Raw genomic sequence first — 15,544 nt, 5'->3', positions numbered from 1 at the left:
TGGCGAGGGAAATTCTTTGAAAAAATATTTTTAATAACAATTAAAATATATCTATTTTTTCATGTGACCTATCTTTCGTATATAATATAGTAAAGAGTCTTGTACAACAAATATATGGAGGAAAAAATGCATAAAACATATTATCTAATGTTGTAGCAAAAAAAGATGATTATATTATAAAAGTGGAGGATTTATGAAATCAAGACAAGTAATTATGCTTAGAGATTTATTACATAATGAATATGTGCGACCCAATGAATTTATGGAAAAGTTAGGTATCAGCTTAAGGACTGTCAGGATGGAAATACATGAGATAAATGATATATTAAGACATAAAGATATGAGGATAAACTCGTCTTCAGCTAGAGGTTATTTTATTCTTAAAGGAGAGAGAACTCAGTTTTATGAATTTCTAAATAATATGATTTTGAGTTTGAAGAAGGTAGAATTGCCAGAAACACCTGGAGAAAGATTTTTATTTACTTTTATATATTTGACATTTATAAAAGAGCCTATTTCAGTTCAGAATTTAGCAGATATTATGTATGTATCAAAAACGGTAATGATAAAAACTCTAAAGGAAATTGATGAATATTTACGAAATTTTAATGGACTTAATATTGAAAGAACAAAAAAAGGCATCTATTTTCGTGGAAAAGAAAGAAGCATAAGGCATATATTATCTGAAACATTAAATTATAAAACATTTGGATCTATTTTAATGTATAAAGTTTTGAAGTTTCAGTTTGGAGAGTCATATAGCAAAATATATGAAATTTTGCAAAAGGAATTACCTGTTATTTTATATAGAAATAATTTGATTCTAATTGATAAATCGGTAGAAGGATTTTTGTTAGATTTATTTATAATGATATATCGTAACAAAGCGGGATTACTTTTAGAATCAGAAACTAGTAGACAGTATCCTCAAGTATTTGAAGATATTATGAAGGAAATTGAGGAACTTTTAATTCAAAATGATATTAGAATATCTGAGTGTGATAGAAACTTTTTAAAAGATTGCCTTTTAACTAAAAGAGTATTATATGATGAATGTGTTAAAGTGGAGCCAAGAAAAGAAATCGCGGAGTTAACAGAAGAATTTTTATCGATAGTAGATAAAAAATATAATTGTAGCTATTTGAAAAATCCAGAGTTAAAGAAAATGTTAAGCATACATATAGATAAAATGCTTTATCGTTTAGAACAAGGACATTTTGAACACAATGCATCTATAAGAAATGCAAAGGAATTATATAAGCTTCAAACAGAAATGGCAGATATATTATATAAACTAGTTTTTGATAAGTATAGTTATAAGATTCAAGAAGAAGAATTGGGCTTTATCATACTTTATATGGGAGCTTTTGCCCAAACAAAAATAAAAGCAATAATAATAAGTGATATTGGACAAAGTGCAGCTTCGAGCATGGCAAAACAAATCAATAATTACTGTGGTGATAAAATCGAAATCATAGGAAGTTTCTCCTTAAATTATATAAGACAGTATTCCGTAGATGTAGATGTGATCTTTACTCCAATACGATTATTTAATGTTATATTACCAAGTAAAACTAAGATTATTTATATTAACTATGTATTGCAGGAAGAAAATATTAAGAGAATACAGGAATTTTTAATAAACTATCATGGAGGTGTAAATGAAGATTAAACTTATAGCATTGGATTTAGATGGGACAGTATTAAACAGTTGTGGTTATATAAGTGACAAAACTCTTACTGCAATTAAAATGGCGATTGAAAAGGGAGTTCAGGTGGTTCTGGCAACTGGAAGAAGTGTTGGATTAATATGTGATGAAATAAAATCAATAGAGGAAATTACATATGCAATATCTTCAAATGGAGCGGCTGTAGTAAATTTAAGAAAAAATGAAATAGTTTTTTCTAACTTTATTACTATAGATATTTTAAAGAAGATAATTGAAATAATTAAGGATTATCCAATCGTTGTTGAGTTTTATTCTAACGGGAATGCTTATATAGATGAAGAGGTTTTTATAAATCCCGTTAAATATGGATTATCAGAAAAATGCTTAAATCTTATGTCAGACAGTCATAATTTAATAAAGAATATTTTTTCGGTAGTTGATGATAGATCAGAATGTGAATGGATAAAATGTGTAGAAAAAATAAATATTCCATTTTTAAAAGATGATATGAAAAATGAAGTATATAATAGTTTGTTATCTATAAATGATAAAGTTAAAATAACCTCATCTGTAGAGGATAATCTTGAGATTAACATTCATAGCGCAAATAAGGGGGCTGGTCTGGAAAAACTAGCTGAATTGCTAGAAATAGATTTGAAGGAAATAGCTGCTATTGGGGATAATAATAATGATATAGAAATGCTTCAAATGGCTGGAATTGGCATTGCAATGGGAAATGCAAGTGAAGAAATTAAAGCTAAAGCAGATTTCATTACACTAGACAATGATAAAAATGGAGCGGCAGAGGCAATATTGCAAATTTTAGATAACTGATATATTGTATTTATGATTTTCTAAATGGTGCAAAAGTCTAGAGATAAGAATTAGCGGTGCAATAAATATAGAAAAAAGTAGTTTATAAAAGGAAGGCTGGAAAATATGTTTAATTTATTTAATAGGACAAAGTTCAAAATAGTGTCACCAACGGAGGGAAAACTAAAGTCAGTAACATCTGTAATAGATGAGGTATTTGCGTCTAAAGCTTTAGGTGACGGTTTTGCAATTGAGCCTAAACAAGGTGTTGTGTATTCACCTATAGTTGGTGTAGTATCAATGATTTTTCCAACTTTGCATGCAATAGGTCTAAAAGCAAATAATGGAGCTGAAATTCTAATTCATGTTGGTATTGATACAGTCAAACTCAATGGTAAAGGATTCAAAACATTTGTTAGAGAAGGGCAAAAGATAAAAATAGGTGATAAGCTCTTAGAGTTTGACATAGAAGAAATAAAAAATAAAGTTCCATCAACTGATGTGATAGTTATATTTACTAGTGGCGAAATATGTGAACTGGTTAATGGCGATATACAGGTTGATGCAGGACAAGCTAACATAGTCAATATTGTTAAGTAAGGTAATGAGGGATAAAAGTTCTGTGAAATAGAATGTTTATAACGTATATGGAACTAAATTATGCGTATTGGATTTTAAATATTATGTTTTTGGGCTGTAGGTAGATTTGTGTAAAGACAAAATCTATTTACAGCCCATTTTATTGATATATCTTTATTTCTGATTAGGCTTTAGTGCATTTTCAATAGCCTTTAAAATTGTTTTACTGCTATTTGTTGCTCCTGAAACAGTATCTACTTGTAAACTTTGTGCTTTAACTACCATACTTGGAATAACTTCTGCAGGCTTGCCTCTATCGGTTTTATGTTCTAGTAAATCTATATTTTCAATCTTGTGGCTTTTAACTGTAACTGAAACTTTTGCGCTAATTAAATTAGCATCGTATGAACCAATATATTTTCCATCGGGAATCTTTGATAAATCTACGTTGTTAATTGTTAATCCTTTAATTGTTGTTTGATAATTTCTAACAGAGATTAGATATTTTCCTCCAACGATTATAACTGTGATTACAACAAGACAAACTACACCTAATAATATTTTTTTTACATTTAACATATAAGATACATCCTTTACTTTTTAATAGATTCTAATAAAAGGCTAATTCCATCTTCTGTTAAATTTATAATATTTCTTTTTCACATAATAATATTTTATCATAAATTTCCAAAGTATTGGGTTTGAGATTTCAAAGATAAATTATTGTTCCATTTTTTTATTATGATTCGGAATAGCTAGAAATTAGGGAATTAGTTAAGTTCTATACAGTTTATTAGCTTATAGATTGTCTATACATAATATGAAATATTTAATTTATTTTTATGCACCTTATATGATTCAGTTATAATATGAGTAGTCTGAAAATGAAATAGAATTTGTACAAAAATGATAACAAATATATTTTGATATAACTTATAATCAAAGTGTAAATATTTACAAAGTGGTTATAGTGTATCATGAAATGGGGGAAATATGAGTTCATATATTTTTGAAACAATTGAACATGAAGAGAAATATCCAGCAAAGGTGTTTGTAACATCAATTGAGCATTCTAGTTTTCATTGGCATTATGATTATGAATTAATTTTAGTTCTGAAAGGATCTTTAATAGTAAATGCAAGCCCAAAGATAACGGTTTTGGAAGCAGGGGATATTGTATTATTAAATTCAAAAGCAGTACATGAATTACAACGTACTAAAGAAGATAATTTATGCTTGTTTATTCAAATGAATGAGAATTTATTCAAAAATACAAAAGATGATAATAGATCGTATTATTTTTACTTAAATAGCAAGCTTGATGATAAGAAACCTAAGAACGGATATGATGCATACGTTACTAATGCTGCTAAAATTGGACTTGAAAGTCAGAATGATGAAATATTTAACACTTACCGGGTAAAATCTTTGGTTTATATGTTAATAGCGGACTTATTTGAATTCACATTATATGATATTCATCAAAAAGCTGTAGATTTGAAAGAAACAGAAAACACAGAATTGCTCATGCAGGTAATAAACTTTATCCAAAAAAACTGTAAAAAGGATACAGTATTAGATGAACTATATAAATTTATAGGCTTGTGCGAGAAATCAGTTTATCGTTTCTTAAAGGCAAACATTGGATTATCACCTAAGGATTTAGTGCTTAGCAGCAAAATAGAGGCTTCTAAATATATGCTTAAGTTTTCAAACAAGTCAATTAGCTTTATAGCAAATGATTGTGGCTTTTATTCTGAAAGTACTTTTTACAGAGCTTTTAAAAAGGAAATAGGTGTGACCCCTTCTGAATACCGAAAAAGTGGGGCAAGTTTAAATGCTGATCCTAATGTACAAGGCTATTTGCGTTTTGATTTTAAAGAATCTATTAATTTATTAGAAAAATATTGTAAAGGAGATATGTAAAAATGAAATGTACTAAATTAAAAAGATTATCTTATACTGAAAAGGCAAAGGAAATAGTTAACTCTTTAACTTTAGAAGAAAAGGTTTCCTTAATGGGTGGAAATGTTACTCTTAATGATATGCTCTCTGATTTGAGAGATGCTGATGAGCAAAAACATTATAATAGTTATCCTTATCCAGCTGGAGGAATAGAGAAGAAGAATGTGCCTTCTATGCTTTTCTGTGATGGCCCAAGAGGTGTAGTTTGTAGTGCAGGAAAAAGCACATGTTTTCCAGTATCAATGCTTAGAGGTGCAACATTTGATACAGCATTAGAAGAAAAAATAGGTAATGCTATAGGTAAAGAAGTTCATGGGTATAAAGGGAACTTATTTGCAGGAGTATGTATCAATCTTCCGTATAATCCAGGCTGGGGAAGAAGCCAAGAAACTTATGGTGAAGAATCTTTTCACTTAGGGGAAATGGGACGAGCATTAGTTAAAGGTGTACAAGACGAAAATGTAATCGCATGTGTAAAACATTTTGCCTTTAACCAAATGGAAATTTCCAGATTTAAAGTAAATGTTGAATGTGATAAACGTACAGAGAGAGAAGTATTTCTTCCTCATTTCAAGAAATGTGTTGAAGCAGGTGCAGCAGCTATTATGAGTTCTTATAACTTATACAAAGGAACTCATTGTGGACATCATGATTACTTATTAAATCAAGTATTGAAAAAGGAATGGGATTTTGATGGATTTGTTATGAGTGACTTTATCTGGGGAGTCAGAGATACGGTTGAAGCAGCTAATGGCGGACAAGATATGGAAATGTGCTGCACTCAGTTTTTTGGAGATAAATTAGTAGAGGCAGTAAAAAATGGACAAGTAAAAGAAAGTAAAATTGATGAATCTGCATTACGTATCGTGCGTACATTGCTAGCATTTGAAGATGCTTATTCAAATGAATATGATGAGAGCGTAATTGGATGTGAAGATCACATTAAACTTGCACTTCAGGCAGCAAGAGAGGGGATTACATTAATTAAGAATGAAAATAATGTATTGCCACTAAGCAAAGATAAAGCAAAAAAAATTGTTGTGTTAGGAAAGTTAGGAGATAAAGAAGTAATTGGAGATCACGGTTCAAGTCAGGTAAGACCAGCTTATGTCATAACACCATTACAAGGAATTGCAAATTCAGCACCTAAAGCACAAGTTGTATATTACAATGGTGAAAATTTGGAACATGCAAAAGAATTAGCTAAAGATGCAGACGCAGTTATATTTGTAGTTGGATATAACTATGACGATGAAGGTGAATATATATCAGAAGATGAATTTGAATCTTATACAGGAGCAGTAGGTGGAGATAGAAAAAATTCATTAGGTCTTCATGAAAATGAAATTAAATTAATACAGGAAGTAGGTCCTGTTAACACTAATTCCATAGCTGTGTTAATTGGTGGAAATATGATAATGATGGAAGAATGGAAAGAAAGCGTCGGAGCTATAATGATGGCATATTATCCAGGTATGGAAGGCGGAACTGCAATAGGAGAGATTATATTTGGAGATGTTAATCCAAGTGGAAAACTACCATATGTAATTCCATTTAAAGAAAGTGATCTTCCACAAGTAAATTGGGATACAACATCTCAATGGTATGATTACTATCATGGATATACAAAGTTAGAAAAGGAAGGCATAAAACCATCTGCTCCATATGGATATGGACTATCTTATACTAAATTTGATTTTAGTGATGCAAAGTTTGATGCATCTGATGATAGTGTTATCGCTAAATGTACTGTTAAAAATATAGGAAAAATGGCAGGGGATGAAGTCGTACAAATGTATGTCGGATTCAAAAATTCATCTGTAGAGAGACCTGTAAAATTGTTAAGAGGTTTTGCTCGTGTAAATTTACAGCCAGGAGAAAGCAAGGAAGTTACAATAACTTGCCATAAAGAGGAGCTTTGCTGGTATAATCCAAAAACAGAACAAATGGAATTAGAGAAAATGGAGTATGAGGTGTATATAGGAAGCAGCAGCGCAGATTCAGATCTACACATGGGAAAAGTTACATTGTAATTGTATCAAATACAAATGAAATGACAGAGTGAAAAGTATTAGTTTAATGATAGTTAATATTAGTTGGTTGATTAGTTAATATTAACTGTACATAAAAATATAATTACTTTACTCTGCCATATCAAGTCATATTTTTATAATATATAAGTTTTAATTAGAATTCAATGCTTTTTGAATAAGAATTATTTTGAAAACTAAAAAAGTTCGAGCATTCATTATTTATTGACAAATGTTAATCATTAATTAGAACATATATATATTCTTAAAGTAATCGTTTAATTACTTTATATGTTGAGTACTATGAAAGGAATGAGTATTTTTATGGAAGAAAAAATTAATTTAAAAGAAAAGATTTCTTATTCAATAGGCGATGTAGGATGTAACTTTGTGTATGTGCCAATTACTTCTTTTTTGATGATATATTATACTAATAGCGTTGGACTTGGAGTAGCAGCAGTTGGGACACTAATGCTGATTGCGAGACTTTTAGATGGTGTAACAGATTTATCAATTGGAGCACTTATTGATAAAACTAATACAAGGTGGGGGAAAACAAGACCTTGGATTTTATGGAGTGCACCATTTATGGGGATTGGTTTGATATTATTGTTTAATGTTCCTATGGGGCTCAGCAATGGTGGAAAGCTGATTTATGCATATATCACTTATATATTTTTAGTGTCAATTGTATACACGGCCTCAAATTTGTCATATTGCACATTGTTATCAAGAATATCAAGTAACATACAAGAACGTTCAGTTTTGAGCTCAATTCGATTTGTTTTTGTTATCTCATTTACTATTATATTATCAATGATTACAAATCCATTGGTTGAAAAGTATGGATGGTCAAAACTTGCAGTTATTTATGGAATAATTTCATGTGCATTTCTATTCATAACATTTGCATTTACAAAAGAAAGAAATCAGGATGAAAAGGGAGAAAAATTCAAGTTAAAAGTAGGAATTGGTTCCTTGATGAAAAATAAATATTTTTTACTTATAGCGATTATGTTTATTATTATTTATACAGATATGGGGCTATTTTCAGGAGCTACTCTTTATTATACAACTTATGTATTAAATAATGCTAATTTAATGGGGATGCTTACTTTAGCACTTTATGCACCTATGATAGTTGGATTTGCACTTTTACCTAAGTTCATAAGTAAATTTGGTAAATGGAAAGTTATGATGTTTGGATTTCTAGTGAAATTAGTAGGTGTTATTATTATGGCAATTAATCCTGCTTCTTATGAGCTTGTTATGGCAGGAAGTATTATAAAGGGTTTTGGTATGGCGCCTCTAATAGTTGGAATTTTCGCAATTGTTGCAGATGCTGTAGATTATGGAGAATGGAAAACAGGAATACGTGCAGATGGATTAATTAACAGTTGTGTAAGTTTTGGAATGAAATTAGGGGGGGGCCTTGGTACTGCAATTCTCGGATGGATTCTTGACTTTGGAAAATATAATGGAACAGCTGCTGTACAGACAGGTGCAGCAATAAAGGCAATTAATATTTCGTTTATATACTCAGGAATTGTATTTACCATAATTGGATTAATCGTAATGTATTTTATAAATATGGACAAGTTTTCGAATAAGATGGTAACTGAACTTAATATTAAAAGAACCTCTAAATCTATAGAATTAAATTAATTTATCAAATGTCTTAAAGCGAGATTTAGTTAAGTCAAAAAATAAGTTTTGTTGCTTAAAGAACTTGTGCGTTAATAATAAATTTTATGTAATTTTGTTTTGAAATATTTATGTATAGATCCTTGTTTTCATTGCTGTTTAGAAACGCAATTAAAACAAGGATTTATCATAAATATTTTTTTATTCTTTAGGAATTTATATTCCAATAAAATCTGTAGACGAGGTACTCCTTGAGGGTATAACTTAAAAAAGGTTGATTGACTAGTTTTTGTATTTAAAAAAGAATAAAAAAGAAATCTTATTCGCCTGCATAAAATGTTCTTATATGCAGAATAGTTCAGTATTGTAGCATAGCTACTCTTTTTATAAGTGCATAGCTGCCATTTCTGATGTGCAGATTTTTCTCACATGCGTTCGAAAAGGCAGATGCGTGAAAAAATCTACACATATGAAAAGAGTGCGAAGCACAATACGGAACTTAAACACAGTCGCCTGCGGTTTTGTTCTTTTCTAGGAACTCCCTATGAAGGCAAAGTCTTCACAAAATATAATGAAAATAAGTTTATTTAATAAGTATTACCACAAATTTCAAGATAATATTCTCAAATGTAAGGTTGACAAATTTTACTGATAAATATAAAATAAATAACGATAGTAAATGAAAAACATTATCATTTGAGTATAAAAATCAAATAAGTATTAATTAAATAAAATACATAACAATTAGGAGGATTATCATGAAATTAAAAGGAATAACTACGATTATTCTTGCTTGTACTTTATTAATAACAGGATGCTCAAGTGGAGCGGCTAAAAATGAAGATAAATCTAATGTGGGACAAAGTGCGACTGTAACTTATCCACTTACTATTAAACATGCTTTTGGTGAAACAGTAATTGAAAAACAGCCAGAAAAGGTTGTTACAATTTCTTGGGGAAATCAGGACGTACCATTAGCATTAGGAGTTGTACCAGCAGGTGTATCTAAAGCTAACTATGGAAAAGCAGATGAAAATGGTTTATTGCCATGGACAGCAGAAAAATATAAAGAGTTAGGTGTGGACAAACCTGTTACTTTTGACGATGTAGATGGTTTAGATTATGAAGCTATCAGTAATGCAAAGCCAGATGTTATATTAGCTGTATATTCAGGAATAACACAAGAAGAATATGATTTATTAAGTAAAATTGCTCCTGTTGTAGCATATCCTAAACTTCCTTGGCAAACATATTGGCGTGATCAAATATCAATTAATTCAACTGCAATGGGTAAAAAAGATGAAGGAGACAAATTAGTTTCAGATTTGGAAAAGCAAATAACAGAAAAAACTAGTGAGTATACTAAACTTAAAGGCAAAAAGGCTGTTTTTTGTTACTTTAATCCAGCTGACCTAGGTAAATTTTATATATATCTTCCATCAGATCCTCGAGCAGCATATTTAACTGATTTAGGATTAGAATTACCAGAGAGTGTTAAAAAGCTTGCGCAGACTTCAGATAGTTTTGCTCTTGAAATTAGTTCAGAAAATATTGATAAATTAACAGATGTAGATGTAATAGTAACGTATGGAAATGATACATTAGTAAAACAATTGCAATCAGATGCCCTACTTGGAACAGTTCCAGCAATAAAAAGAGGATCAGTTGCCGTAATAGAAGATGGATCAGCACTTGCAGCATCTTGTACTCCTACTGCTTTATCAATTCCAGCAACAATAGATGAATATCTAAAAATAATTGGAGAGGCAGCAGATAAAGCATAATGAGATTTAGAAAGACAGTAGGAATATATTTAGGTAGTATTTTTTTACTAGGTATATGTGTAGTAATATCACTGGCATTTGGGTCAAAAAATATAGGAATTAGTCAAGCAATAAATGCTTTATTAAATAGTGACGATACGTCTTTTGCTGCATTAGTTGTTCGAGAACGTGTTCCAAGAACAATTTTTAGTATTATGGCAGGAGCTTCTCTTGGAATATCGGGGGCTCTTATGCAATCAATCACTAGAAATCCAATAGCAGACCCAAGCATTTTAGGAGTTAATACAGGTGCGTCTTTATTTGTTGTAATTGGAATAGCATTTTTTAATATAAATTCAGCTAACGAGTATATCTGGATTGCATTAGCTGGAGCAGGAATAACATCAATATTTGTTTATACTATAGCTTCTATTGGAAGCGGAGGTATGACACCAATAAAACTTGCTTTGGCAGGCTCAGCTACTAGTGCGGTTTTAACCTCTTTAGTAAGTGTAATAATACTTCCTAGAAGTGAGGTTATAGATGCATATAGATTTTGGCAGGTCGGAAGTGTAAGTGGTGCAACTTGGGAGAGTATTGACTTAATGTTACCATTTTTAATAATTGGATTAATAATAAGCATAATATCAGCACCAGCATTGGATATTTTAGCTTTAGGAGATGAGGTTGCAACTGGTCTTGGAGTAAATATAGGAATTATTAGGATTATATGTGCAATTGCAGGGGTTATACTATGTGGTGCAACCACAGCAATTGCAGGACCCATAGGATTTGTAGGTTTAATGATTCCTCATAGTATACGTCTCATTTTTGGCTCAAATTTAAGAGGCTTAGTTCCTATGTCAGCTATTGGAGGAGCGGTGATTTTAACAATTTCAGATGTTTTGGGAAGAGTAATTGGAAGTCCTGGTGAACTTCAGGTGGGAATTATTACTGCATTTTTAGGTGCACCAATTCTTATTATCATTGCAAGGAAAGCGAAGGTGAGGGCTATATGATAAAAACTACTCACTCTATGATAAAAGAAGGTTATATAAAAAGAAAAAAACGCATGATTAGCGTTAATATAATTCTCTTTGCTTTAACATTAAGTCTTTGCGGAGTTATGCTTTTATATGGTAAAACTAATTATTCATTAAGTACAGTTATAAGAGTACTTATTGGGGAAGAGATACAAGGAGCTACATTTACTATAGGAACCTTGCGTTTACCAAGAATGTTTTGTGGACTTTTAGCAGGGCTAGCATTTGGAATAGCAGGAAACACATTTCAAACTATGCTTAGAAATCCACTAGCTAGTCCTGATATTATAGGAATAAGTTCAGGAGCTAGTGTGGCAGCTGTATTTTGTATATTAGTTCTTCACATGAGTGGAAGCGGTGTTTCTATTGCAGCTGTGATTTCAGGAATTTTGGTTTCAGGACTTATATATATGTTCTCTAAAGGTTCAGGATTTTCAGGCGGAAGATTAATACTTATAGGAATTGGAATGCAAGCAATGCTAAATGCCCTTATATCATTTTTGCTGGTTAAGGCTTCAGAACACGATGTCTCAAAAGCACTGACATGGTTAAATGGAAGCTTAAATGGGATGAGTATGAAAGATGTCCCAGGCTTACTTGTGGTTGTTATTATATTTGGAGTTATCATTTTATGTTTAACTAATCATCTTCAAATATTAGAATTAGGAGATGAATTTGCAACAACACTGGGGATTAAAATAAATTTAATAAGAATAGCATTGATCTTAAGTTCCGTATTTTTAATTGCTTTTGCAACTGCTGTTACAGGGCCTATAGCCTTTGTTGCATTTTTATCAGGTCCAATTTCAGCAAGACTTGTTGGACTAGGTGCACCAAATGTTTTAGCATCAGGTTTAGTTGGAGCATTATTAGTACTTGGAGCAGATATGATTGGCCAGTTTGTATTTAGTACAAGATTTCCTGTAGGTGTAATTACAGGAATTTTAGGAGCACCATATATGCTATTGCTTCTAATAACTATAAACAGAAGGGGGCAAGCATAATGAATGAAAAACAACAATTGCTTGAAGCAAAAAATTTAGTAACTGGGTATGAAAAAAAGATTATAGTTGATGGAATTGATATAACTATTCCAAGTAATAAAATCAGTGTTATTATTGGTGCAAATGCATGTGGTAAATCAACTTTGCTAAAAACACTTGCAAGGCTTATTAAGCCAATTTCGGGAGATGTTGTAATTGATGGCAAAAAAATAACTTCAATGCCTTCTAAAAAATTGGCACAAGTTTTAGGACTGCTTCCACAATCACCAGTAGTTCCAGAAGGGATAACAGTCTGGGACTTAGTTTCAAGAGGTAGATTTCCATATCAAGCATTTTTGAAAAGCATGGATAAAAGTGACTTTGATGCAGTAGAAGAGGCACTTGAAATAATGGGAATAACAGAGCTTGCTAATCGTAGTGTAGATGAGCTATCTGGAGGACAACGCCAAAGGGTTTGGATAGCTATGGCACTAGCTCAGCAGACAGATATACTTCTTTTAGATGAACCAACTACATATCTTGATATTGCTTATCAAGTAGAAATTCTTGATTTATTGACGGATCTAAACCGCAGAAGAGGAACTACTATTGTAATGGTACTTCATGATATAAATTTATCTGCCAGATATGCAGATTATATATTTGCTCTTCGAAAGGGAAAATTAATTGGGAAAGGTGAACCATCAAAGGTTATAACATCAGAATTAATCAATGAAGTATTTGGATTAGATTGTGTGGTAATACAAGATCCAGTATCTAATTCGCCTTTTATAGTTCCAAGAGGAAGACATCATGTTAACTAAACAAATCCTCGACAATACGAGTGTAGTATTGTCGAGGATTTATTATTCTCTAGAAATTTGTATCACTAGACAAACATATGGACATTGTGCTTGGTGAGGGGGATTAATTATGAGAAAGGCTTATTCGGAAAGTTGCCTTTTAAAAGAGAATAAAAAAATATTTGCTTGGTGGTGAATTAAAAAACTAATCTCAGATCAGGATGAGTATTAAAAAATCACATAGTGAATTACATATCAATGAAAAGTGTATACTCGTTTTTGGGAAAAAGTACATGGGAAATATGAGCGTACTTGCCTTCTTAATTCACAGTAGTTTAATCAAAAGTTCGTAGTGTTTTTATAGTATTATGTTAGATGAAAAGTTAAAAGATGGTACTAATTTTATAAATGTTCATATTATAAAATATAACAAGCTTTGTGTAAAAAATCACATTGTTTTTATATAAAGCAAATTTACAAAAGAGGGTGACTATATGAAATGCAAAACAAAATTAACTGGAAAGGTAGTCCGTCCAAATGATCCTGAATATAGGGAAGCACGAATGAACTGGAATCCGTTCACCAACGCGTTTCCTAGTGTATTTGTTTTTGCAAAGAATAATAAGGATGTAGAAAATGCAGTCAAGTGGGCTCGTGAGAATGATGTACCAATTAGAATGCGAAGCGGCAGGCATGCTCTAGCAAAAGATTTTTCACAAACAAATGGTGGAATTGTAATAGATACTGGTCTAATGAAAAGAGTAAAGGTAGATAAAGAAAATTTAATTGCCACAGTTGAAGCGGGAATACGCGTTGGTTCTCTTGTGAGGATGCTAGCACAGGAAGGTTTCCTTGCTCCTTTTGGAGATAGTTCTACTGTTGGTATAGGCGGAATAAGTACTGGTGGAGGAATTACAGCTATACAACGAACAGCAGGAGTGATTTCAGATAATATTCTAGCTGCCACTATAGTTAATGCTGATGGTGAGATTATGCACGTTAGCGAAAAGGAAAATCCAGACTTACTATGGGCTATTCGTGGAGGTGGAGGAGGTAACTTCGGTATTATAACCTCATACACATTTAGAATACGTCGTGCTCCTGCTGAAGTTGGGATATTCCAAATAATTTGGCCTTGGGAGCAATTAGATGAAGTTATTGATGCATGGCAAAGGTGGTCTCCATTTGTAGATGTAAGACTTGGTACTATATTGGAGATATATTCTAAAACAAATGGTCTTCTCCGTTCACAGGGATTATTCCTTGGGACTAAAGCAGAACTGAAGAAGTTGATAAGACCTTTGATAGAAGTAGGATGTCCTTTAAAGGTAGTTATTGATGGGGTTACACTAAGTGAGGCAATAGATTTCTGGGCTCCAAATGAACCTTTCTTCGATGAACAGAAGAGTACGTGGTCATCTGCCTGGGTTGAGCAAACTCTACCTGAAGAAGGAATTGAAGCAATAAGAAGCTTCTTAGAAAAAGCAAAAGGAAGCGAATCTAATTTCTTTTTCCTTAACTCTGGAGGTGCTATGAATAGTGTAAATCCAAAGGATACAGCCTTTTTCTGGCGAAATACTAAATATTATTTGGAATGGGATGCATCATGGATTGAAAAAGGTGAAGCACGAGAGAATATTATGCTTGTTGAGAAGACACGTGCAAGATTGCAGTCATATATAACAGGATCATATGTAAATGTACCAGATTTATGTATAAAAGATTACGGTCATGAATATTATGGTGATAATTTTGCTAGACTTAGGAGAATTAAAGCTAAATATGATCCAGAAAATGTTTTCAACTTCATACAGAGTATTCCACCAGCTCGTACTTGTGATTATGATCATAGAGATGAAAGATAGTGGCATAATCCATTGTTGTAGCTAACTATTGATTAATCTGTATAATTTATTTTTAGTCTTAACTAAAAATATGAAATTTAAAATCGCACATTCCTGTAATTTTTGTTTAATTGATGAAAAGATCGAGCAATACTTCAGATTGAAAGATATAGTGTAAACTTTATTTTTAATAATGGATGGATCATAAGATAATTAGATTGTATCCTATAGAATAGACGATAAAAAAGTCAACTCTATAGGGTATTTTAGTTTATAAAAACCTCAATCATTTGGACTTCAGAAGCACATGAAATATTTAAATTATCTAAATCTGACATTAGACTCCTCATAAATTTCTTCTTAAGCGTATCATATGATACGGAGTCTAGCGTGAAAGTGTAATATAA

Annotated in this window: 12 protein-coding genes; 11 read left to right on the top strand and 1 reads right to left on the bottom strand. The window is 31.4% G+C overall.

Translation table 11 applies throughout. The features are described from left to right. Window positions 1–193 precede the first annotated feature (193 nt). The 3 genes from T483_RS0104285 (at window position 194) to T483_RS0104275 (ending at window position 3,083) form a co-directional block, all read left to right on the top strand. Window positions 194–1,672, top strand: coding sequence for a BglG family transcription antiterminator (locus T483_RS0104285; RefSeq protein ID WP_026885724.1), 1,479 nt, complete (start codon window positions 194–196; stop codon window positions 1,670–1,672). Further along, window positions 1,662–2,504: a Cof-type HAD-IIB family hydrolase gene (locus T483_RS0104280; RefSeq protein ID WP_026885723.1), complete on the top strand. Its 843-nt coding sequence runs from the start codon at window positions 1,662–1,664 to the stop codon at window positions 2,502–2,504. The genes T483_RS0104285 and T483_RS0104280 overlap by 11 nt, the downstream gene beginning before the upstream one ends. Before the next feature lie 105 nt (window positions 2,505–2,609). Beyond that, window positions 2,610–3,083, top strand: a complete 474-nt coding sequence (locus T483_RS0104275; RefSeq protein WP_026885722.1) for a PTS sugar transporter subunit IIA — start codon at window positions 2,610–2,612, stop codon at window positions 3,081–3,083. Window positions 3,084–3,236: 153 nt separating this feature from the next. Here the strand turns inward: T483_RS0104275 and T483_RS0104270 are convergent, their stop codons facing one another. Then, complete coding sequence (locus T483_RS0104270; protein ID WP_026885721.1) at window positions 3,237–3,641, bottom strand: FMN-binding protein; 405 nt, start codon at window positions 3,639–3,641, stop codon at window positions 3,237–3,239. 414 nt (window positions 3,642–4,055) lie between these two features. On the opposite strand from T483_RS0104270, the gene T483_RS0104265 reads away from it, so the two are divergent. From T483_RS0104265 to T483_RS0104230, 8 genes are all read left to right on the top strand, one after another. Next, the gene (locus T483_RS0104265) at window positions 4,056–4,988 is read left to right on the top strand and encodes a helix-turn-helix domain-containing protein (RefSeq protein ID WP_026885720.1); all 933 of its coding nucleotides are present in this window, start codon (window positions 4,056–4,058) and stop codon (window positions 4,986–4,988) included. A gap of 2 nt (window positions 4,989–4,990) precedes the next feature. Further along, entirely contained in the window at window positions 4,991–7,060 is a 2,070-nt protein-coding gene (locus tag T483_RS0104260; RefSeq protein ID WP_026885719.1) for a beta-glucosidase, read from the top strand. Between the two features lie 321 nt (window positions 7,061–7,381). Next, entirely contained in the window at window positions 7,382–8,722 is a 1,341-nt protein-coding gene (locus T483_RS0104255; protein WP_031275914.1) for an MFS transporter, read from the top strand. A gap of 737 nt (window positions 8,723–9,459) precedes the next feature. Further along, a complete protein-coding gene (locus tag T483_RS0104250) occupies window positions 9,460–10,485 on the top strand; it encodes an iron-siderophore ABC transporter substrate-binding protein (protein ID WP_026885717.1) in 1,026 nt (341 codons plus the stop codon). Beyond that, window positions 10,485–11,483 carry a FecCD family ABC transporter permease gene (locus T483_RS0104245; protein ID WP_012059927.1) on the top strand — a complete coding sequence of 333 codons (999 nt, stop codon included), beginning with the start codon at window positions 10,485–10,487 and terminating at the stop codon, window positions 11,481–11,483. The genes T483_RS0104250 and T483_RS0104245 overlap by 1 nt, the downstream gene beginning before the upstream one ends. Then, on the top strand, window positions 11,480–12,511 hold the full coding sequence (locus T483_RS0104240; RefSeq protein WP_026885716.1) for a FecCD family ABC transporter permease: 1,032 nt from the start codon (window positions 11,480–11,482) through the stop codon (window positions 12,509–12,511). Before T483_RS0104245 ends, T483_RS0104240 begins: the two co-directional genes overlap by 4 nt. Continuing rightward, the gene (locus tag T483_RS0104235) at window positions 12,511–13,314 is read left to right on the top strand and encodes an ABC transporter ATP-binding protein (RefSeq protein WP_026885715.1); all 804 of its coding nucleotides are present in this window, start codon (window positions 12,511–12,513) and stop codon (window positions 13,312–13,314) included. The genes T483_RS0104240 and T483_RS0104235 overlap by 1 nt, the downstream gene beginning before the upstream one ends. A 473-nt stretch (window positions 13,315–13,787) precedes the next feature. Then, a complete protein-coding gene (locus tag T483_RS0104230) occupies window positions 13,788–15,158 on the top strand; it encodes an FAD-binding oxidoreductase (protein ID WP_026885714.1) in 1,371 nt (456 codons plus the stop codon). Window positions 15,159–15,544 lie beyond the last annotated feature (386 nt).

It is taken from the genome of Clostridium beijerinckii HUN142 (assembly GCF_000621745.1).
In the GTDB taxonomy this organism is placed as follows: domain Bacteria; phylum Bacillota; class Clostridia; order Clostridiales; family Clostridiaceae; genus Clostridium; species Clostridium beijerinckii_A.
The sequence above is the reverse complement of the archived record's forward strand: the minus strand, read 5'-3'. Positions and strand labels throughout refer to the sequence as shown.

Excerpts from the sequence above, each read along its gene's own strand:
- T483_RS0104235 (WP_026885715.1), top strand. The coding sequence starts at position 12,511 with ATGAATGAAAAACAACAATTGCTTGAAGCAAAAAATTTAGTAACTGGG.
- T483_RS0104255 (WP_031275914.1), top strand. The coding sequence starts at position 7,382 with ATGGAAGAAAAAATTAATTTAAAAGAAAAGATTTCTTATTCAATAGGC.
- T483_RS0104260 (WP_026885719.1), top strand. The coding sequence starts at position 4,991 with ATGAAATGTACTAAATTAAAAAGATTATCTTATACTGAAAAGGCAAAG.
- T483_RS0104270 (WP_026885721.1), bottom strand. The coding sequence starts at position 3,641 with ATGTTAAATGTAAAAAAAATATTATTAGGTGTAGTTTGTCTTGTTGTA.
- T483_RS0104285 (WP_026885724.1), top strand. The coding sequence starts at position 194 with ATGAAATCAAGACAAGTAATTATGCTTAGAGATTTATTACATAATGAA.
- T483_RS0104265 (WP_026885720.1), top strand. The coding sequence starts at position 4,056 with ATGAGTTCATATATTTTTGAAACAATTGAACATGAAGAGAAATATCCA.
- T483_RS0104240 (WP_026885716.1), top strand. The coding sequence starts at position 11,480 with ATGATAAAAACTACTCACTCTATGATAAAAGAAGGTTATATAAAAAGA.
- T483_RS0104245 (WP_012059927.1), top strand. The coding sequence starts at position 10,485 with ATGAGATTTAGAAAGACAGTAGGAATATATTTAGGTAGTATTTTTTTA.
- T483_RS0104250 (WP_026885717.1), top strand. The coding sequence starts at position 9,460 with ATGAAATTAAAAGGAATAACTACGATTATTCTTGCTTGTACTTTATTA.
- T483_RS0104275 (WP_026885722.1), top strand. The coding sequence starts at position 2,610 with ATGTTTAATTTATTTAATAGGACAAAGTTCAAAATAGTGTCACCAACG.
- T483_RS0104280 (WP_026885723.1), top strand. The coding sequence starts at position 1,662 with ATGAAGATTAAACTTATAGCATTGGATTTAGATGGGACAGTATTAAAC.
- T483_RS0104230 (WP_026885714.1), top strand. The coding sequence starts at position 13,788 with ATGAAATGCAAAACAAAATTAACTGGAAAGGTAGTCCGTCCAAATGAT.